Source organism: Pseudomonas tehranensis (genome assembly GCF_014268615.1).
Taxonomy (GTDB): Bacteria; Pseudomonadota; Gammaproteobacteria; order Pseudomonadales; family Pseudomonadaceae; genus Aquipseudomonas; species Aquipseudomonas tehranensis.
In genome coordinates this window covers 1-19,260 of record NZ_JABWQV010000085.1, presented here as the reverse complement: position 1 = coordinate 19,260, position 19,260 = coordinate 1, and the positions used below count along the sequence as shown (strand labels likewise).

Annotated in this window: 13 protein-coding genes and 1 tRNA gene; all 14 read right to left on the bottom strand. The window is 60.1% G+C overall.

What is annotated here, in order from left to right:
- Positions 1-44: 44 nt before the first annotated feature.
- The 14 genes from HU811_RS14445 to HU811_RS14380 all read right to left on the bottom strand — a co-directional run bounded on the left by HU811_RS14445 (position 45) and on the right by HU811_RS14380 (position 19,152).
- Positions 45-1,874, bottom strand: a complete 1,830-nt coding sequence (locus HU811_RS14445) for a S9 family peptidase (RefSeq protein ID WP_186656581.1) — start codon at positions 1,872-1,874, stop codon at positions 45-47.
- Entirely contained in the window at positions 1,840-3,009 is a 1,170-nt protein-coding gene (gene pqqE / locus HU811_RS14440; RefSeq protein WP_186656578.1) for a pyrroloquinoline quinone biosynthesis protein PqqE, read from the bottom strand. Before pqqE ends, HU811_RS14445 begins: the two co-directional genes overlap by 35 nt.
- On the bottom strand, positions 2,981-3,256 hold the full coding sequence (gene pqqD, locus HU811_RS14435; RefSeq protein ID WP_092455668.1) for a pyrroloquinoline quinone biosynthesis peptide chaperone PqqD: 276 nt from the start codon (positions 3,254-3,256) through the stop codon (positions 2,981-2,983). The genes pqqE and pqqD overlap by 29 nt, the downstream gene beginning before the upstream one ends.
- Complete coding sequence (gene pqqC / locus HU811_RS14430) at positions 3,253-4,005, bottom strand: pyrroloquinoline-quinone synthase PqqC (protein ID WP_047228105.1); 753 nt, start codon at positions 4,003-4,005, stop codon at positions 3,253-3,255. Before pqqC ends, pqqD begins: the two co-directional genes overlap by 4 nt.
- Before the next feature lie 210 nt (positions 4,006-4,215).
- On the bottom strand, positions 4,216-5,127 hold the full coding sequence (gene pqqB / locus HU811_RS14425) for a pyrroloquinoline quinone biosynthesis protein PqqB (RefSeq protein ID WP_186656576.1): 912 nt from the start codon (positions 5,125-5,127) through the stop codon (positions 4,216-4,218).
- A gap of 81 nt (positions 5,128-5,208) precedes the next feature.
- Positions 5,209-5,283 carry a pyrroloquinoline quinone precursor peptide PqqA gene (gene pqqA / locus HU811_RS14420; RefSeq protein WP_003177660.1) on the bottom strand — a complete coding sequence of 25 codons (75 nt, stop codon included), beginning with the start codon at positions 5,281-5,283 and terminating at the stop codon, positions 5,209-5,211.
- 171 nt (positions 5,284-5,454) lie between these two features.
- Complete coding sequence (gene pqqF / locus HU811_RS14415; RefSeq protein ID WP_186656573.1) at positions 5,455-7,893, bottom strand: pyrroloquinoline quinone biosynthesis protein PqqF; 2,439 nt, start codon at positions 7,891-7,893, stop codon at positions 5,455-5,457.
- A 55-nt stretch (positions 7,894-7,948) separates the two neighbouring features.
- The gene (locus HU811_RS14410; protein ID WP_186656570.1) at positions 7,949-8,743 is read right to left on the bottom strand and encodes a carbon-nitrogen hydrolase family protein; all 795 of its coding nucleotides are present in this window, start codon (positions 8,741-8,743) and stop codon (positions 7,949-7,951) included.
- Positions 8,744-8,755: 12 nt separating this feature from the next.
- Positions 8,756-10,438, bottom strand: a complete 1,683-nt coding sequence (locus HU811_RS14405) for a flavin monoamine oxidase family protein (protein ID WP_076383427.1) — start codon at positions 10,436-10,438, stop codon at positions 8,756-8,758.
- Between the two features lie 259 nt (positions 10,439-10,697).
- Positions 10,698-11,159 carry an Lrp/AsnC family transcriptional regulator gene (locus HU811_RS14400; protein ID WP_092400876.1) on the bottom strand — a complete coding sequence of 154 codons (462 nt, stop codon included), beginning with the start codon at positions 11,157-11,159 and terminating at the stop codon, positions 10,698-10,700.
- A 200-nt stretch (positions 11,160-11,359) separates the two neighbouring features.
- Complete coding sequence (locus HU811_RS14395) at positions 11,360-12,790, bottom strand: alanine/glycine:cation symporter family protein (protein ID WP_092400879.1); 1,431 nt, start codon at positions 12,788-12,790, stop codon at positions 11,360-11,362.
- A 515-nt stretch (positions 12,791-13,305) separates the two neighbouring features.
- Complete coding sequence (locus HU811_RS14390; RefSeq protein WP_186656568.1) at positions 13,306-14,958, bottom strand: RopAA-2; 1,653 nt, start codon at positions 14,956-14,958, stop codon at positions 13,306-13,308.
- A gap of 358 nt (positions 14,959-15,316) precedes the next feature.
- Positions 15,317-15,393, bottom strand: a tRNA-Ile gene (locus HU811_RS14385).
- A gap of 15 nt (positions 15,394-15,408) precedes the next feature.
- The gene (locus HU811_RS14380; protein WP_186656566.1) at positions 15,409-19,152 is read right to left on the bottom strand and encodes a bifunctional diguanylate cyclase/phosphodiesterase; all 3,744 of its coding nucleotides are present in this window, start codon (positions 19,150-19,152) and stop codon (positions 15,409-15,411) included.
- Positions 19,153-19,260 lie beyond the last annotated feature (108 nt).

The following is a 19,260-nucleotide window of genomic DNA, read 5'->3' as shown; positions in this document are numbered from 1 at the left end:
CTATCGCGAGCAGGCTCGCTCCCACATTTGGTTTTGCATTTGCCCTATAGGGGCCCATCCATCACCCTGCGATAGAACAACCATTCATGCTCCAGCGCATGAGCCTGGTTGATCGCCTTACGAAAGCCATGGCGCTCATCGGCGTAGTAATGCGCTTCTACCGCGATACCGTTGTCCTCCAGTGCCTCGACCATATCGCGTGTCTGCTGTGGCACGACCACGGCATCCAGTTCACCCTGGAAAAATATCACTGGGGCGCGGATCTGATCAGCGTGCAACAGTGGCGTGCGGTCCCGGTAGCGTGCGGCGTCTTGTTGCGGGTCGCCGATCAGCCAATCCAGATAATCGCCTTCGAATTTGTGCGTGGCGCGGCTAAGGGCAACGGGGTCGCTGACGCCATAGAGGCTGGCGCCGGCACGGAACACGTCATGGAACGCCAAGGCGCAAAGAGTGGTATAGCCACCGGCACTGCCGCCACGAATGAACGCGCAACGGCCATTGATCAGGCCTTGCTCCTCCAGGTAGGTGACTACCGCGCAGGCATCCTCGACATCCACCACGCCCCAGTTCAAATACAGCGCCTGTCGATAGGCCCGGCCATAACCGCTGCTGCCGCGATAATTGAGGTCGGCGACGGCAAAGCCGCGCTGGGTCCAGTACTGGATGCGCGGATCAAAGATGGGATAACACGCCGAGGTCGGTCCGCCATGGATGAACACCACCAGCGGCGGCTTTTCTTCGGCGTTCATGGCCGGGTAAAAGAACCCGTGGGCTTGGTTGGAAGCTGAGGGATAGCGCAGGGTTCGGGGGCGACTGATGTGTTCGGCGGGCAGCGGTGCGACGCCACCGGCAAGCGTCACCATTGCATGGTTTTGCCGGTCAATGGCAATCACCGCGGACGGGCTGACTGGCGAAGCGGCGATGGCATAAATGAACCGCTCATCGAGTGCCAGGCTGCGGAAACGCGAATAGGGGCCGGTGAAATCCTCGTATACGCCGTCGCTGCGGCAGAGGCCCAGTCGTCCGAACCCCGCCTCGGTCCAGCTCGCCAGGTAATCTCGTTCGCCCAGCGGCAGCCACGTACAGCCGCCCAGTTGCCAGGGCGCAGGGGCGTGATCGGCTTCGGCGGCGGGCAGCGGCTCCAGGCCGTCGGCGGATTCAATCCAGGGTTGCCAATAACCGTCACGATCATTCAGGCAATAGAGGCGACTGCAATCATCAAAACGCGGTTGCTGAATGGACTCCTCGTTAGCGCTGCCCGCTACGCAACGCGGTTCGCCCCAGGCACCCGCGTTGCGCTCGGCCAGCATCAGTCTGGTTGATGTCCACGGTTGATGGGGGCGGCTCCACTCAATCCAGGCCAGCCGTCGACCATCCGGACTCAAGGTCGGCGCAGCGTAGAAGTCCGCACCTTCGGCCAGCAGATGGCGCTGATGACCTGCCAGGCCAATCGCGACCAGGCGATGCTGATTGGCCTGCTCCTCCACCGCCAGCACCTGGCCGCAAGCGAAGTGAAGATCGCCATATCGACACTCACCTGAGGTCAGCGCCACGGGCTGTTCGCCGGCCAGCGATTGGTAGTACACCTGTTGGTCGGCTTCATTGACGAACAGCACGCCGTCGTCGCTCAGGCAGAACGATCCGCCGCCGTATTCATAAACCCGGCTACGCGCACTGAACCCGTCCGGGGTCAGGCATCGGGCCTTGGCCTCCTGCCAGTGCCAGATCCGGCAGGCACCGTCTTCGGGGCGGTATTCATTCCAGAACAGTCCAAGGGGCCCGGCCTGCAGCTCAGCGAAGTCGATACCTGCCGCAACGGCCTGGGTGGCGCTGAAAGAATCAGCCTTTAACGATGAGGCGTGAGTTTCGTTCATTGCGAAAGGCCAGTTGCTCAATGGTTTGCGTGGCATGCTCGGCATCTTCCCGAGCCTGAAGAATCACACCGTGATGTGCGGATTTGCTGCACACCGGGTCGGCATTGCTCGCGTCGCCCGTGAGCATGAACGCCTGGCAGCGACAGCCGCCGAAGTCCTTTTCTTTTTCATCACACGAGCGGCACGGCTCGGGCATCCAGTCATAGCCGCGGAAACGATTGAAGCCGAACGAGTCGTACCAGATGTGCTGCATGCTGTGGTCGCGCACGTTGGGAAATTGCACCGGCAGTTGGCGGGCGCCGTGGCAGGGTAGTGCGGTGCCGTCCGGGGTGACGGTCAGGAAAATGCTGCCCCAGCCGTTCATGCAGCCCTTGGGGCGTTCTTCGTAATAGTCCGGGGTGACAAAGATCAGCTTGCACGGATTGCCTTGCGCTTCCAGCTTGGCGCGATACTCGTTGGTGACACGCTCGGCGCGCACCAGTTGCTCCCGGGTTGGCAACAGGCCGACGCGGTTGAGCTGCGCCCAGCCGTAGAACTGGCAGGTGGCGAGCTCGACGAAGTCGGCTTCCAGAGCGATGCACAGCTCGATAATGCGGTCGATCTTGTCGATGTTGTGCCGATGGGTGACGAAGTTCAGCACCATCGGATAGCCGTGGGCCTTGACCGCCCGGGCCATTTCCAGTTTTTGCGCGAAGGCTTTCTTTGAACCGGCCAGCAGGTTGTTCACCTGTTCGTCGCTGGCCTGGAAACTGATCTGGATGTGGTCGAGGCCGGCCTTTTTGAAATCGCTGATTTTCTGCTCGGTCAAGCCGATGCCGGAGGTGATCAGGTTGGTGTAGAAACCCAGCCTGCGCGCCTCGGCGATCAGTTCGGCCAGGTCCTGGCGCACCAGCGGCTCGCCGCCGGAAAAGCCCAATTGAGCGGCGCCCATCTCACGAGCCTCGCGAAACACCTTGAACCACTGCTCGGTACTCAGCTCCTTGCCCTGCTCGGCGAAGTCCAGCGGATTGGAGCAGTACGGGCATTGCAACGGGCAGCGGTAGGTCAGCTCGGCCAGCAGCCACAGCGGCAGGCCGACTTCTGGCTTGGGTGGCAAGCCAGGGACTTCAGGCAAGTTCGATCCAATGCTCTGCACGGGCGACCTCCATGAATTGCTCGATGTCGTCACCGAGTTCCGGCACGTCGGGGAACTGTTTGGCCAACTCGCCAATGATGGCGGCCACATCCCGTTCACCGTCGATCAGGCCGCCAATCAGCGAAGCGCTGTCGTTGAGCTTGATCATGCCTTCAGGATAGAGCAGCACGTGGCCCTTCTGTGCCGGCTCGTACTGGAAACGATAGCCGGGGCGCCAGCGTGGGGTCTTGCTGCGGTCGAAACTCATAAGGTAATTCCTTTGTGCCACACCCGTTGCCCGGTCACGCTGTGATAGGGCGGGCGGTTCAATTCGTAGGCCATGCTCATGGCATCGAGCATGCTCCAGAGGATGTCCAGTTTGAACTGGAGAATCTCCAGCATGCGCTCCTGGCCTTCGCGGGTGGTGTAATGCTGCAAGGTAATCGCCAGGCCATGCTCCACGTCTCGCCGGGCCTGGCCCAGGCGGGTGCGGAAGTATTCGTAGCCGGCGGGGTCGATCCAGGGGTAATGCTGCGGCCAGCTGTCCAGGCGCGACTGATGGATCTGCGGTGCGAACATTTCGGTCAGGGAGCTGCTGGCGGCTTCCTGCCAAGAGGCGCGGCGGGCGAAGTTGACGTAGGCATCCACCGCGAAGCGCACGCCTGGCAGCACCAGTTCCTGGGAGCGTAGTTGATCGGGATCCAGGCCAACCGCCTGACCCAGCCGCAACCAGGCTTCGATGCCGCCGTCTTCGCCGGGCGCGCCGTCATGGTCGAGCAGACGCTGGATCCACTCGCGGCGGATCTCCCGGTCCGGGCAGTTAGCCAGGATCGCGGCATCCTTGAGCGGGATGTTCACCTGGTAGTAAAAACGGTTCGCGACCCAGCCCTGGATCTGCTCGCGAGTGGCGCGGCCTTCATACATCGCCACGTGATACGGGTGATGAATGTGGTAATACGCGCCCTTGGCACGCAGGGCCGCTTCGAACTCGGCGGGGGACAGGGGGGTGTCAGTCATTTCGGTCTCCGGGCAATTCCCGTGGATTCTGTGGCGTCAGGGTTGGCCCCATCGCGAGCAGGCTCGCTCCCACACTCGATCTGTAACGCATGAAATATCCGGTACGACTCAAGCTACTGTGGGAGCGAGCCTGCTCGCGATGGCGTCTCATCAGCCAGCAGCGATTGGCTGAAACAGGGCACACCCACTCCCACAATCGTCGCGCCCGTCCTACAACTCAATACTCATTCCGTCGTAAGCCACTTCGATCTTTCGACGTACAAGCTCAGCTCGCTCGGGCGAGTCTTCGTCGAGAATCGGGTTGGTATTGTTGATATGAATAAGGACCTTGCGCTGATTGGGCAGTTGCTCCAGCACTTCGATCATCCCGCCAGCCCCGTTCTGTGCCAGGTGGCCCATTTCCCGACCGGTGCGGGTGCCGACGCCCCGACGCTGCATTTCATCGTCGTCCCACATCGTGCCGTCCACCAACAGACAATCGCTGGCGGCCATGATCTCCAGCAACGGCCCGTCGACCTTGCCCATGCCCGGGGCGTAGAACAGTTTGCCGCCGGTGCGCAGGTCTTCGACGATCAGGCCGATGTTGTCGCCCGGATGCGGGTCGAAGCGATGCGGTGAATAGGGCGGCGCGGCGCTGCGCAGCGGCAGTGGGGTGAAGCGTAGGTTCGGACAGGCCGGGATGGTGAACGGCTGGTCGAGTTCGATGCGGTTCCAGCTCAGCCCGCCGTTCCAGTGGGTCAGCATGTTGAACAGCGGAAAACCCGTGCTCAGGTCTTCATGAACCATGTCGGTGCACCAGACTTGATGCGGGCAGCCTTCGCGCAGGCTGAGCAGGCCGGTGGTGTGGTCGATCTGGCTGTCCATCAGAATGATGGCGCCGATACCGGTGTCCCGCAGTGCCCGACCCGGTTGCATCGGGGCGAACCCTTGGAGCTGGGCGCGAATGTCCGGGGAGGCATTGCACAGCACCCAGTTCACGCCATCATCGGAAATCGCGATGGACGACTGGGTGCGTGCCTGGGCTCGCAGGCTGCCGTTGCGAAAACCTGCGCAATTGGCGCAGTTGCAATTCCACTGAGGGAAACCGCCGCCGGCGGCGGAACCTAGAATCTGGACAAACATGGCCGCTCCATCTGCAAACCGAAATAAAAAACGCCCCGGCTGACCGAGGCGTTGTGCTGCGCGTTCAACCGCCTGCAGCAATCAACGGCTGGCGAAGTACATGGTGACTTCGAAACCGATACGCAGGTCGATATATGCGGGTTTGGACCAAGACATGGAAATACTCCTTTAGGTGGGATGTTGTCATCAGGATGGGTCGGTTGAGACCTATACATATAGTCCACCTCCGAAGGGAGATGTTCAGATGCTTAGGCGGCTATGTTACTAAATCTGACATATCCGTTGGCCGCAATTCTCCGAGAAAGCTCATTGCACAGACGGTAATGATCACGGCTCCGCGTTCCAGGGCTCTCCAGGGCAGGCTCCATTGGTCAGGCAGTAGCGTGCACTTTCGGCGCTAAGCAGATGCCGCACGGCGTCCATCAGCTGTTCTCGATCCACACGCATGATGGCATCGGACAATTGCTCAAGATAATCCGACGGGTGGCCAGCGAGTTTGCCCTGCCAGAGCAGTTCCGCCGCTTGGGCGCAGGACAGGGCGGCGCTCTGGAACTGGGCGGCGAGGGCCTGCTGCTGACTGGCTAGCGTCGAATCGTCGAGCTGCCGGAGCAGGTCCGGCAGGCCGCTCAGGAACTGGTCGATATGGGCGATCAACTGGGCCGCCGAGGTGTTGGGTGATTGGACACCAAACAACAAAGCGGTTTGCCCATCGATCTGCTTCACACCGCTGAACACCGCATAACCCAACTGCAACTCGACCCGCAGGCGCTGGTAAAACGGTGTTTGACACAGCTGTGCCAGCAACCGCCATGCGGCTTCGTCGGGCAGGGTTCGGGTAGGCGTGGGACAAAACAACAACACGGCCTGTTCGTCGCCGTGGGTCTGAAGGGTGTGCCAGATCGGCTGCCCGCAAGGGGAGGTCGGTTGGGCTTGCTGGGCGGCAATGCCGGGCACCCGGGCCAGCGCCGGGCCGATTGCTCCCTGAGTGGCGGCCGACAGGCCCATGGCCAATCCGTCCCACTGCGCCGTCGTCCACACGTTAGGGGCGCTCTCGGTCAGCGCCAAGGCTGATGATTGGGCGTTTTGCTGGCAATGATTCGGTAGCTCCTTCAACAGGTGCCGAATCGGCATCAGCGGCGTTTCGTTCCTCGCTGGCGTCGGCGGCAGCGGTTGTTCCAGCTTCGTCAGAATGTGCTCAAGCACCAAGGGCATCGGTGCCTGCAAGCCAACCAGCTTCAGCAGCCACTGGTTGGCGCAGGACTCAAAGGTGACTTCCACGCCGGCCTGACGCGCATCTTCACGCAGATCCTGCAGATGCCGATCAAGTTTGGTCGAGAGGTCGAGCGGGGGCAGCGTCGTCAGTCGCCAGCGCAGATACACCGCGCCTTGCGGGGTGTTGTCCGCCAGCCCTTGGCTGAACTGCATGGGGGAGCGTTCCCGTCGGCCGCGGGAGCGGTCCTGGGCGAAGGTGCGCAGACCGCGATGGGCGCTGGTCTGGCCGCGTATCAACCCGGTACGGGGGGCTTCGCTGGCCATTTGCAGGAACGGGTTGGGCGCGGGCAGTTGCCATTGCCCGATGACGCTCTCCGACGGGTGCAATTGCTTGAGGATTTCCCTGAGCCGTGACAGATCGTTTTCCGACAGTCGAACATCGCGATCTTCATTGTCCCAACGGGCCAGTTGCAAGGCCGTCGCCGTCTCCTGGCAACGTTGCAGCCGTGCGGTGAACTCATTGCGCAGGGGCGCCCAGTCGTCCTGGACAGCGAAAAAACCCAACCAATCGTGCAGCAATGGCCGAATGTCGTTCGGCGTTTGGTCGTTGTCGAGTTTGAACTCGATGTGCAACAGCGCTTGCTCGGCAAACTCGTACAGCGTCGAAGCCTTGAGGCTGTCAGCCAGACCGCGCTGACGCAAGGTGGCGAGCAGGCCGCCCGGTTTACTGTTGTTCAGCCAGGTACAGAGAAAATCCATGGCTTGCGGCGAGGCGACCGGTAAACCTTCGAAGGCGCACAGCAGGTCGAGTCGTCCTGCGCTGACCTGTTGATAGCTGGCCTGGTGCGATGCCATCAGCTCCGGCGCTGGCTGCCGGGTGACCGCTTCACCCGCAGGCACATCGCCGCTGAACTGCTCGGCCAATGCGTTCAAGGCTTCGATGCTTTGCGGGCCCGCCAGACTCAGCGTCATTTGGCCGCTCTGGTAGAACCTTCGATAAAAGTCCTGCAGTGCCCTTTGGAATTCGGCCTGCTGCACCGCAAGACTGTCGCGATTGCCCGCATGGAAACCCCGCAGTGGATGAGCTGCGGACAGTCCTTCGTGCAGGGCCACTTGTCGCTGGGCCGTGGGGTCCTGGGACCAGGCGATGAATTCCGCGTGCAGCACTTCCCGTTCGCGCAATTGGTCGGCTTCATCCAGGCGCGGATGGGAGAGCATGTCCCCCAGTCGTTCCAGACCGCCGGCAAAGGCCGCCGGCGGTAATTCGAAGAAGAAATCGGTGGTGCGTTCGCTGGTGCGGGCATTGACCTGGCCACCATGCCGTTGCACGTAGGCCATCAGGTTCTGCTCTGTGGGAAACCGCTCAGTGCCGAGGAAGAAAAGATGTTCGAGCAAGTGCGCCAGTCCCGGCCAGGCGAGCGGCGCATCATGGCTGCCGACCGCCACCCGCAACACCGCAGCGCTGCGCTTGAGGCCGGGGACATGGCGCAATGTCACTCGCAAGCCGTTGGCCAGGGTTTCAGTGTGGGGGCGAAAGGAATCGACGGCCGACATGAGCGTTTCCAGAACAGAGAAGCGCTCATGCTAGCGGATTAGGGGGCGTTCTCAATCAGTGTTTGTTCAAGTTGTCGTAAAGCTCAGGGCGGCGGTCATGCAGGTAGTTGTAGGCCGCACGGCAATCCTCCATCAGTTGCCGATCCAGGTCACCTACGATCAAGGCCTCGTCCAGCCCGGCAAGGGCAGGGCGGCTGCCATCCGGGGCGGCGATGCTGCTTTGGCCGCAGTACTGCAATTCACCTTCATGACCGCAATAGTTGGCGTAAGCCACAAAACACTGGTTCTCGATGGCCCGGGCGCGCACGGTGACATCGGCGATGAACTCGTAGGGCTGCATGTTGGCGGTGGGCACCAGGATCAGTTCGGCGCCGGCCAGGGCCAGGCGCCGGGCGTTTTCCGGAAACTCCAGGTCATAACAGATCAGAAAGCCGAGCTTCCAGCCGTTAAGCTCGACGATGGGCAGTTCGCTATCGCCAGCGCTGAACATCGCGTGGTCCAGATCGCCAAACAGGTGACTTTTTCGATAATTTGCCAGGCGTTCGCCGTGGGCGTCGATCAGTTGCACCGCGTTGTAAATCTGCCCATCTTCGCTACGTTCCGGGTAGCCATAGGCGATCGCCAGACCGGCCGCCTTGGCGATGCGAGCGATCTGCTGCGCCCATTCGCCGTTGTAGACCTCGGCCAATACATTCACCGCGTCGACACCAATGTTGTAGCCGGTCAGGAACATTTCCGGTAACACCAACACATCGGCGCCCCTGGCCTCCAGCGCCACCTGATGCAGGCGTTGCAGGTTGGCGGCCGGGTCTAGCGGCAGCGGTGAGCATTGGTAAAGGGCTACACGCATCAAAAACTCCTTTTATTCGGGCAGGGCGATCGGACCGATTTCGTCGAACACGTCACCTGGCCCCGGGTTCTCGGGGTGAGTTTCACCGCCGAAGTGCTTCATGATTCCCCACACGGCATTGAGTGAGGTTTGTACCGCGCCCTCAACCCAGGCCGGTGTCCATGAGACGTCATCGCCGGCGATAAAGATCCCTCGCTGTTCGGCCGGCATGTCGTCCTGCATGAAATGTGCGTACATGCGCTGGTTGTAGCGATAGTGGCCGGGCAGGGCACCTTTGAATGCGCCGAGGAAATGCGGGTCGGCTTCCCAGGACACGGTGATCGGATCGCCGATGATCCGTGCGGCGATGTCCACCTTGGGATAAATCTTCTTCAAGGCATCGAGCGCCAGCTTCACGCGCTTTTCCACCGGATGGGGGAGCATTTTCAGCGCATCGCTCATCCACGAGTACGACAGGCAAATGACCCCTGGCTTGTCATCGCCATTGTCGAACAGATAGGTGCCACGGGTGAGGCGATCGGTGAGGGTCATGCTCATCAGGTCGCGGCCGGTTTCCGGATCCTTGTCCTTCCAGAACGGTCGGTCGACCATCACGAAAGTCTTCGACGATTGCATGTAGCGGGTGCGGTCCAGGGCCATCCACATTTTTTGTGAGAACAGCGCCTCTTCGCATTCGATCTGAGTGGTCAGCAGCCAGCTTTGGCAGGTGACCAGCACCGCAGCATATTCGCGGGTGTTGTCCCACACGTCGGTCACGCTGAACCGGCCATCGTCGGCGCGCGCGATGCGCTTGACACCGCTGCGCGGGGCGCCCAGGTGCAACGAGTTGAGGCTGGTGCCTTCTGGCCAATGCGCGCAGCGCTCCGGCACATGTTTCCAGATGCCATGGGGCACCTGCTCGACACCGCCAACCACCAGGTGCTGATGATCGTCGCAATTGGTCATCACCACGCGGAAGATTTCCAGCATCGAATTGGGAAAGTCCGAATCCCAGCCGCCGGTGCCGAAACCAACCTGGCCGAATACTTCACGGTGCTGGAACGAGAGTTTGGCAAACGCCTTGGAGGTGGCGACGAAGTCGTAGAAAGTGCGGTCGTCCCACAAGGGGACCAGGGTGTTCCACAGTTCCTTGAGGCGTGGCACGTCGCGGTCGCGAATCGCCTGCTGGATATCGCCGAAGCGCGAACCGTCCTCCAGCGCATCCGCCCAGGCGTCGGCCACTTCCTGGAACAATGCCGGCAGGTCTGCCAACTTTTGTGCGTAGTAGGTCTGGCCTTCCAGATCGATGACCGTGCTGCCCGAGGCCGGGGTCAAAGGGTTGGGAAACGGTTTGGTCTCCAGGCCCAGTTTGTCGACGTAGTGATAGAACGCCGTGGACGACACCGGAAACCGCATGCCCCCCAGCTCGGCAATGACACCCTCGGCGCCGTTGAACGCTTGTGAGCGCAGGCGCCCACCCATTTTCGACGCTTCGTAGACCACCGGCTTGAGGCCCAGCTTCATCAACTCGTAGGCCGCCACCAGGCCGGCGATCCCGGCGCCGACAATCGCGACTTCTGCCCCGTGGTTGTGGGCGGGAATACTGCCCAGGCCGGCGGGATGCTCGATCCAGTCGTCAAAAGCGAAAGGAAAGTCCGGCCCGAAAATGGTGATGGGCTTCTTGCCGTCTGCTGGGTGGCGATTGTTCTTGTTCATGGCTGACCTTGATTGGGCGACTCGACGCGGCTTGCGCGTCTGAGTATAGGAAAGATGCCAGCCATTCTAGAGAGGGTGAAACACGTTAATAAGACGCAATGTGTCGTCGATTTGGATGATTTATAGTCATTCTGATGTGTTTATTGATCTTAATGACGAAACGCAGCTCGGGGGGAGCGAACCGTCACGCGATAGCGGCATGCCGGTCATGGAGACGTAGCCGGCCCGACGGCACCGCGTGCATATTAAGTCGCACGCGCTAGACTGGCTGTCCCCGATCGATCTTGCTGCTGAGGATGATCGAAGTGGTGGTTTTCTCCACCCCATCCACACTGCCAATCTGATCCAGTAACTGATCCAGCTGCTCCGGTGAATCCGTGCGCAGCCAGGCCACATAGTCGAATTCGCCACTGACCGCACACAGTTGCTGGACCTGGGCCATCGCACTCAAGCGCCGCAGCACGTCCTTGCCGGAGCGCGGTTGAACCTTGATGCCGACATAAGCCTGCAACCCGCCGTCAATCACCCGCTGCCCCAGACGCACGCCGTATCCGGTAATGACCCTGGTTTTTTCCAGCCGCGCCAGCCGCGACGTCACGGTAGTGCGGGCGATGCCCAATTGTCGGGCGAGCATGGCGACGCTTTCCCGGGCATTGATTTGCAGGGCGGCAATCAGTTGGCGGTCGATTTCGTCGAGGACGGGAGGGCGGGCGTCAGACAAGGTGGGCTCCGGCGTGGATATCGGTGGCTGGCATGTTACAGGCTCGCATGCCTTTGCCACCTAATCCATTGGGATGCGGTCGGGAAATGCCTGCCGCCATGATGTTGGTCATGGCGACAGTATCCGCAGAGTTGACGATGCGGGTATCAACTCGTTTCAGATGTGGCCGCAGCCCAATCCAGGCTGCGACCGGGCCAGGGTCATTTCCAGCGATTGATATCCCATGCCTTGCGGTCGAGATCGAGATCGGGGAATTTTGCCGGATCAAATACCGGCCTTGCCACACCGGCTTTCAACTGCGCGCGGAAGTCGTTGATCACCCGTATTGCAGTAGGGAACAGCATCAGAATCGCAATCAGGTTCACAAGTGCCAGAATGCCCATCATCGGGTCTGAGAAGAAGAACACCGAGGTGGCGTTCGGGGCCGCGGCGCCGAGGAAAATCAAGCCCAGAATAAACACGCGCAGCACCAGCAGGGCTGGTTTCGATTTGGTGATTGCCGCAAGTGCGTTCTCACCCAGATACACGTTGTAAATGATGGACGAGAAAGCGAAGAGCAGGATCGCCAGGCTCAACGCGTAGCGCGACCACTCACCAAAATGGTTGGCCAGTGACTGCTGTGTCAGCACGACACCGTCAATACCTGTGGCACCGGCAACATAGACGTCACCCAGCAGGATGATGAAAGCCGTGCACGAGCAAATCACGATCGTGTCGATGAAGACTGAGAACGATTGGGTGATGCCCTGGCTGACCGGGTGATGTACCAGCGCAGTCGCTGCGACGTTCGGTGCGGAACCAAGCCCCGCCTCGTTTGAGAACAGGCCGCGGCGCAAGCCTTGTGCAATCGCCGCTCCCATGCCGCCGGCAATGGCTTCTTCATAGCCGAAGGCACTGGAGACGATGCGTACGAAGAGCGCCGGAATTTCACCGATGTTCATCACGATGACGATCAGGGCAAGCGCCAGGTAACCCAACGCCATGACGGGAACCACGACATCGGCCGCCTTGGCAATGCGCTTGATTCCACCAAAGATCACAAACCCGGTGACAAGCACCAGGAGCGCTCCGGTCACAAAGCGGCTGATCCCGAACGAATCCTGCATCGCGCCGGCCACAGTGTTGCCTTGAAAGGCGTTGAAGCCAAGGCCGAAGGCCGCCAGCAGGCAGACTGCATAAACGATCGCAAGCCAGTTGTAGTTCGAACCGAGGCCGTGCCGGATGTAGTCGGCTGGGCCGCCACGGAAGGAGTGCTCCCCGTCAGTGCGCTTATAAACCTGGGCAAGCGTACATTCGACGAGACTGGTCGCCATGCCGACGAGCGCGATACACCACATCCAGAAAACCGCGCCGGGCCCACCGAGCGTAATCGCGACGGCTACACCGGCAATGTTTCCGCCGCCCACACGACCGCCCACAGATACCAGCAGCGCCTGTCGCGCACTGAGGTTGTTGGGGTCGCTATTCTGGTTCTTACCTGAGAGCACGCGGAACATCCGGCCGAAGAATTCGAACTGGACGAAACCCGACATAATCGTGATGAACACGCCGAAGACCACGAGAATGGGTATGAGCGACCACCCCCACGTGAGGCTGTCGACATACCCGAACAGCGTTTGCAGGAATTCCATCTGTTTCTCCTATATTTCTTATTATCGGCGGAGCCGCCCTCTTGAGCGTCCCGCGATCAGTTTATGCCTGGTTTTACATCCGATTTCTCGTCTTCGGACGTTTCGATGCCGCCGACCGTTCCCGATCCGAAAACCCGCAATATGGCACCGTCGAGTCGTTCGAGGGCAGCACCGGCCTTTATCACTGGCAGTGGCCGGGCCCTGGCGGGCGCAACTGTACTACAGAGCGGTAGTTTCGGCGCCCTGAGAGTTGTGCTTAATCAGCCTCAGGGGACGGTTCTGTGCATGGCAACTGCGGTCATGTGTCTTGCAGAAGCGGGCTATAGGATAGCGGCAGCCCGGGGATCCCGAGACCTATCCAGCCCATGACGGTCTGACCCAGGCCAATCTCGCTTACTCGACAGAAGGTCATCGCCATCGAAAAGGATGAGCTGCCGGTCGGCATGGTTGCCTGTGCGCGAGTCCTTGGAACCACCTCATAACGCTAAGATTACAGTGAGCGACGCAGAAGGCCGCTACACGATATCGCTATCATCCTGAGCTGGGGGACGCGCGGGTGCTGAGGACGACGCTGGGGCCTGCGTAGCCGCGAGCGGCTGCATGGGTATGTTCTGACCATCAACGGCTTGGCCTTGAGAGCTGCCCACCGCGCGTTGCCTCAGAGCTCCAATGCTTTTGTCCCAGGCCAATTGGGAGGTGGTGCCGATGGCGCTGGCGGCGCTGATGACCCCATCCCCTGCCGCTTGAACTGCACTTTTGGTGTGGTCGGCCCCTGAAACAGCTGTTTCTTTGACAAATCTGGCGCTGGCGAGCGATGTCTTGAGTGCAAGTTCACCGCCCTTGACCGCCACCCTGCCAGCTGCATCTGCGCCCCCTTCTACTGCTTTTGGTACATGGGCATCGACTGCAGCGGTGGCTTTTTTCGGCAACGACCCACCTAGCGAGGCGCCAGCTGCCCACAACCCGAACGCCACGGTGCCCAATACGTTTTTTACACCCTCCGAGGCTGCGGTAGCCGCCATTTTTCCCAGTTCCTTGGACTTGGCCAAGTTAGCTGTGGCGGCTGTACCCGCGCCCATTGCAGAAAAACCGCCAATCAGGAGACCGTTTCCTACCACACTGACCGGGTCTACTATCTCTTTCAAGGCATCGCCGCTGATGACCGCATTCAGAGCCGTAGCCGCGCCTTCACCAAGCCGTGCGGAGACCATCTTAACCAGGGCAGTGGCATCGAGATCCTTTAAAGTCTTGAAGTCATCCAGCCATTCGGTGTCTTGATCAATAGGCTTGTGAGCCTGCCCCTCCGGTACAGCATCTCGACGGCCATAGAGCATTGCAGGGTCAGCTAAATGGTTCGTGCGATCGCGGCTTACGTTGTAATGCTCAATTGCCATGCCCACGATGATAGCCGTGACCGGTCGTAGGGCGGGTTGCAGGATTGCATCGAGGTTCTCTTTGCCAGCAGCCGTCATGGCCAGCGTTGACGCGTACATTGCCGTATTACGTACGGCAAACCCGGTAAGCCATTTATTGGCTTCGTCGAAGGCATTGCGCAATGGACCTTTGTCCAAAGCCAGCAGTTTTTGCGCCACTGATGCTTGAAGTGCCGGGTGTAGTGTCTTGCTATCAGGTTTAAGGTAATAACCAGGCTTAAAGCCTGCAATTGTCTTGTTGCCGGCAGCATCCGCCATACCGGCATACAAGCACGCCATAGCGTTCTCTATAGCCGCTTCGCGTACGGTATTGGCATGCTTGCCCGCTACCTGAAGGATGGACGGCTTGAAATTACCTGCCTCGGTAAGCGCCGCAAAGGGCGTCCCCCCCATCCCGGACTTTATTGACGCAAATAGTCTGTCGGCTCTGGCTGCGTTTTTTTCCGCCTTCTCCATGTCGTGGACGTTATAGCTCCCCGCCTCTAACCGTTGAGCCCGGTCATCACGAATGGCGTTCAGCTCCGCGTTGCGGGCGCTTGAGGCCGGGGCGGCGGGTTGACCGGAGTCAGCGTCCGTTTCGAGGTGGGCCTCGAAATGTTTTTCAAGCCGCATGCTCATCGCTAACCCAATAGAACCGAGGTTAGGCGAGTGAGAGGCCTGTTGCGCTGCTTCCTGCTGTATCCCATCAGGTCCACGACTGAGCGCGCGGCTTGCACCTACATTAATCGTATCCATGGCATTACCCTCTGGTGACCGGCAGATAGAAGAATGCAAATGACTCCGGTGGCCTACGCGCCCACCCGCCAATCACTCCCCGCTCCGACACATCTCAACCTGGACGCTATGAGCGGCGACATCCTCACACCTGAGTGGCCGTGCCGGAAGAAGGGTTCCAAAAGGATTTACAAAAGTGAAATAGCGGCTACCTGTAGTGATCAATAATTACCGGATGAACGAGCCCATGAAAGCCATGACACCGTTTCCCCTTACGATAAGGGGTAGGCAAACGGTTATGTTCATGACTTAACCCGAGGACTGTATCTGTGATGGACAGCCAGAAACGCAAAAGCCGCGCAATGCGCGGCTTTTTGTATGGTGGGCCCACACGGACTCGAACCGTGGACCAAAGGATTATGAGTCCTCTGCTCTAACCAACTGAGCTATAGGCCCTCAGTAGGCCGCGGATTATAGCGACGGTTTCTCGGCTGTGCTATCCGAAAAATCCGATACGGTCATACGAAGAAACGTTGCGGCGAACTCTTCGGCGCACAGGGGCAGGCTGACGATGTAGCCCTGGATCTGTTCGCACCCTTCTTCAGCCAGAAATTGTTGTTGGGCCAGGGTCTCGACGCCTTCGGCGATGATGGTGAATTGCATACTGCGGCCCAGGGCGATAATTGCCCGCACGATGGCCACGTCGTGCGGGTCATCGGGTAGGCCACGGACGAAGGACTGGTCGATCTTGAGGAAGTCCAGCGGCAATCGCTTGAGGTAGCTCAGAGATGAGTAGCCGGTGCCAAAGTCGTCTATCGCCAGTTGCACGCCTAGTTTTTTCAACTGGTGCAGCACTGCGAGGGCTTCTTCGGCCTGGCTCATGATGAAGTTTTCGGTAATTTCCAGTTGTAATAAGCCGGGCTTGAGATGGTGCTCACGCAGCAGTTGCTCGATACGCCCCAGCAGGTTGGGTTGGCGCAATTGGGCTCCGGCCAGGTTGACTGACAGCGGGCCGAGGCTTTCGTAGGCGGCGTTCCATTCGGACAGTTGCCGACAGGCACGTTCCAGTACCCAGTCACCAATCTGCAGGATCATGCCGTTTTCTTCAGCCAGCGGGATGAAATGTTCCGGCGGTACGTCGCCAAACGTGGGGTGGGTCCAGCGAATCAGCGCCTCGGCACCCACCAGGCGATTGTCGGCAAGGCTGAATTTGGGTTGGAAGGACAACGATAATTCGTTGCGCTCGATGGCGCGTCGCAACTCGTGCTCCAGTGCCACCCGCTCACTGGCCTGGGCGGTGAGGTCGCGGGTGTAACTTTCAACCCGGTTGCGACCCTTGGCTTTGGAGCGGTACATCGCCGCATCGGCATTTTTGACCAGCGTGGCAACGTCGCAGCCATCCTGGGGGTACAGACTGGTGCCGATGCTGGCGCTGATGAAAAATTCATGTTCGCCGGCCTGGAACGGTGCCGCAAAGCAATTCAAGAGTTTTTGGGCAATGTGTTCGGCATCGCTGGGTTGTTGCAGGCCTGGCAGCAGGATGATGAATTCGTCGCCACCCAAGCGCGCCACGGTATCGATATCGCGCAACTGCTCACGCAGACGCACGGCGATACCCTTGAGCAGCAGATCCCCTACCGGGTGCCCCAGGCTGTCATTGATGTGCTTGAAGCGGTCCAGGTCCAGGAACAGCACCGCACCCTGACCGCCATCTTCCTGCTGGCTGTTGAGCGCCATCAATAATCGGCTTTCGAACAATGTGCGATTTGGCAGGCCGGTGAGCGGGTCGTGGTGCGCCTGGTAATCGAGTCGGGCCTGAGCGTGCTTGAGGCTGGAAATGTCGGCAAAGACCGCAACGAAATGGGTGATTTCCCGATCCCGGTTACGCACCGCGCTGATGGTCAGCCAACTGGGATACAGCTCGCCGTTTTTACGCCGGTTGGATATCTCCCCCTGCCAGTGTCCCTCGGCCGTCAACTGGTGCCACATCGCGGCATAGAACGCGCTGTCGTGCAGGCCGGAAGCCAACAGCCGCGGAGTGTGACCCAAGGCTTCGGTTTCGCTATAGCCGGTGATTTCGCTGAAGGCGCGGTTTACCGCGCTGATGTGCTGTTGCGTATCGGTGATCAGCACGCCTTCGGCGGTGCTCTCGAACACGGTGGCGGCCTGTTGCAGTTTTTCCTGCATGAGGTGGCGTTCGGTGATGTCCCGGGCGATGGTCAGCATGCAGTCTTCGTCGCCGATGGGCAGAGGGCGGCTGGACACTTCGCAGAGCCGTATCTGTCCATCGTTACGGCGGATATGACACCTGAAGTCCCTGACATAACCGTCTCGTTGCAATAGGTCGAGCATCTGTTTGCGCTCATTGAGGTTGACCCAGATGCCCAGGTCCAGGGTGGAGCGGTCCACCGACAAGGCGCTGTTGAAGCCGGTAATGCGACTGAAGCCTTCGTTGACCTCAATCAGCAGGCCGTCGCTTTGCCGGGACAGTAGCAGGCCGTCGGGCGAGGCATGAAAAGCCTTGGCGAACTTCTCTTCGGAGGTCTGCAGCTGCTGCTGGGTTTCCTTGAGCTGGCTGATGTCACGGACGACCACGACCAGCGCTGGGGTGGTGTCGAGGTCAAAGGGTTCGGCCGAGATCAGCCCGGTGAACACCTGGCCATTGCTGCGGCGAAAAGACATCTCCAGATTGCGGATGCTGCCGGCCTGTAATCGTTGCAGCAGGCTCGGACCGACATCCTGGATGCCCCAGATGTTCAGTTCGGTCGCGGTCTGGCCCACCACCTCCGCGGCGCCCAGGCCAATCTGCTCCTCGAAGGCCTTGTTGACCTCCAGCAGGCAACCGTCCAGCAGGCGCGCGATCACCAGGATGTCCGGACACTGGCGGAATACCGAGGCGAATTTTTGCTCGGAAAGGCGCAGCGCTTCCTCGGTACGTTTGGCTTCGCTGATGTCGATCATCAACCCGCGCATCACCGGTTCGTGCCCGTGTTGGATCAGGCTGACAATATCGCGCACCCACAGGCAGCGGCCGTCAGCAGTGATCACGCGGTAATCGATGCAATGGTCGCGGCCCGCCAGCACTTCATGGTCGCAATAGGTCTGGGCGCGGATCAGATCGGCGGGATGAATAATGTTGCGCCAGAACCCTGGAATCAACCAGTGGGAGAGGGGATAGCCGAGCAGTTCTTCAGCGTGAGGGGACACGTAGCTGTAGGTGAAGTCACTGACCCTTGCCTCCCAGGCAATTGCTGAAAGGCTCTCCACCAGCCCGCGATAGTGGTATTCGCTGCTGCGCAGTTCTTGTTCCAGATCGACTCGTCGCGCGATCTCTGAGCTGAGGCGGCGATTGATGCGGATCACCGCCGCGAGTATGCCGCTCAAGAGGAGCAGTGCAGGCAAGCCGTAAACCAGCAGGTCTGACCAGAACCTTCGGTAATCTCGGACATTGCCGACCCATTTCTCCTGTATTTCGCTGATTTGGGCCGGGGTCATGTCCGCTATCACCTTGTCCAGGATGCCCACCAGTATCTTGTTCTCCCGGGGGACGCCCATGGCCAGTTGATAGCGATAGGGTGTTTCTCCGCTGACATAGAGCCCGTCAAGCTTGAGTTGGCGCAGGCTCCAGACACTGGAAGCCAGGTCGCCCACCACCGCATCCACTTTATCGGTGGCCAAGGCTTGCAAGGCTGAGCTGACATTGGGCAGCGCCACCAGATTCAGGTCTGGATGGTGGTTGCGCAACAGTTCGTGGGGCGCATAGTTTTCCACCACGGCGATTTTCAGCCCGTACAAATCCTCAAGATTATGAGGTTCTGCACCGCCATGATGGGCCAGGATGACGATGGGAAAGTCCAGATATGGGCGGGTGAAGGCCAGGTAGTTCTGACGTTCGGGCGTGGACATGATGCCGGGTAAAAGATCGATTTTGCCCTGTGCGACCTGCTCCAGCACCATCGTCCAACTGACGGGCTCGATAGGCGTGAGCGTGACAGCCAGCCGCTCGCGGATAACATCCACGTAGTCGGCGGCCAGGCCCTGATATCGCCCCTGATCGTCGCGAAACTCGAACGGTGGCCAGGAGGCGTCGACACCCAGGCGCAGGTCGGGGTGGTCCTTGAGCCAGCGGCGCTCTTCTTCGGTGAGCGTCAGCGCGCCAGCCGTTGCGGTCCAGGTCATCAATGACAGCAAAATCACGGCCGTCAGTCTGGGCATCACGGTCTCGTTATGGCTTGGGGAGGATGTTTCGAGTGTAGACGGGCAATGGGGCGGGGGGGCGCAACGGGGGCATTTTATCTGCACATAACAAAACCCCCCCCCCCG

Excerpts from the sequence above, each read along its gene's own strand:
- HU811_RS14445 (WP_186656581.1), bottom strand. The coding sequence starts at position 1,874 with ATGAACGAAACTCACGCCTCATCGTTAAAGGCTGATTCTTTCAGCGCC.
- pqqD (WP_092455668.1), bottom strand. The coding sequence starts at position 3,256 with ATGAGTTTCGACCGCAGCAAGACCCCACGCTGGCGCCCCGGCTATCGT.
- pqqC (WP_047228105.1), bottom strand. The coding sequence starts at position 4,005 with ATGACTGACACCCCCCTGTCCCCCGCCGAGTTCGAAGCGGCCCTGCGT.
- pqqB (WP_186656576.1), bottom strand. The coding sequence starts at position 5,127 with ATGTTTGTCCAGATTCTAGGTTCCGCCGCCGGCGGCGGTTTCCCTCAG.
- pqqF (WP_186656573.1), bottom strand. The coding sequence starts at position 7,893 with ATGTCGGCCGTCGATTCCTTTCGCCCCCACACTGAAACCCTGGCCAAC.
- HU811_RS14410 (WP_186656570.1), bottom strand. The coding sequence starts at position 8,743 with ATGCGTGTAGCCCTTTACCAATGCTCACCGCTGCCGCTAGACCCGGCC.
- HU811_RS14405 (WP_076383427.1), bottom strand. The coding sequence starts at position 10,438 with ATGAACAAGAACAATCGCCACCCAGCAGACGGCAAGAAGCCCATCACC.
- HU811_RS14395 (WP_092400879.1), bottom strand. The coding sequence starts at position 12,790 with ATGGAATTCCTGCAAACGCTGTTCGGGTATGTCGACAGCCTCACGTGG.
- HU811_RS14390 (WP_186656568.1), bottom strand. The coding sequence starts at position 14,958 with ATGGATACGATTAATGTAGGTGCAAGCCGCGCGCTCAGTCGTGGACCT.
- HU811_RS14380 (WP_186656566.1), bottom strand. The coding sequence starts at position 19,152 with ATGCCCAGACTGACGGCCGTGATTTTGCTGTCATTGATGACCTGGACC.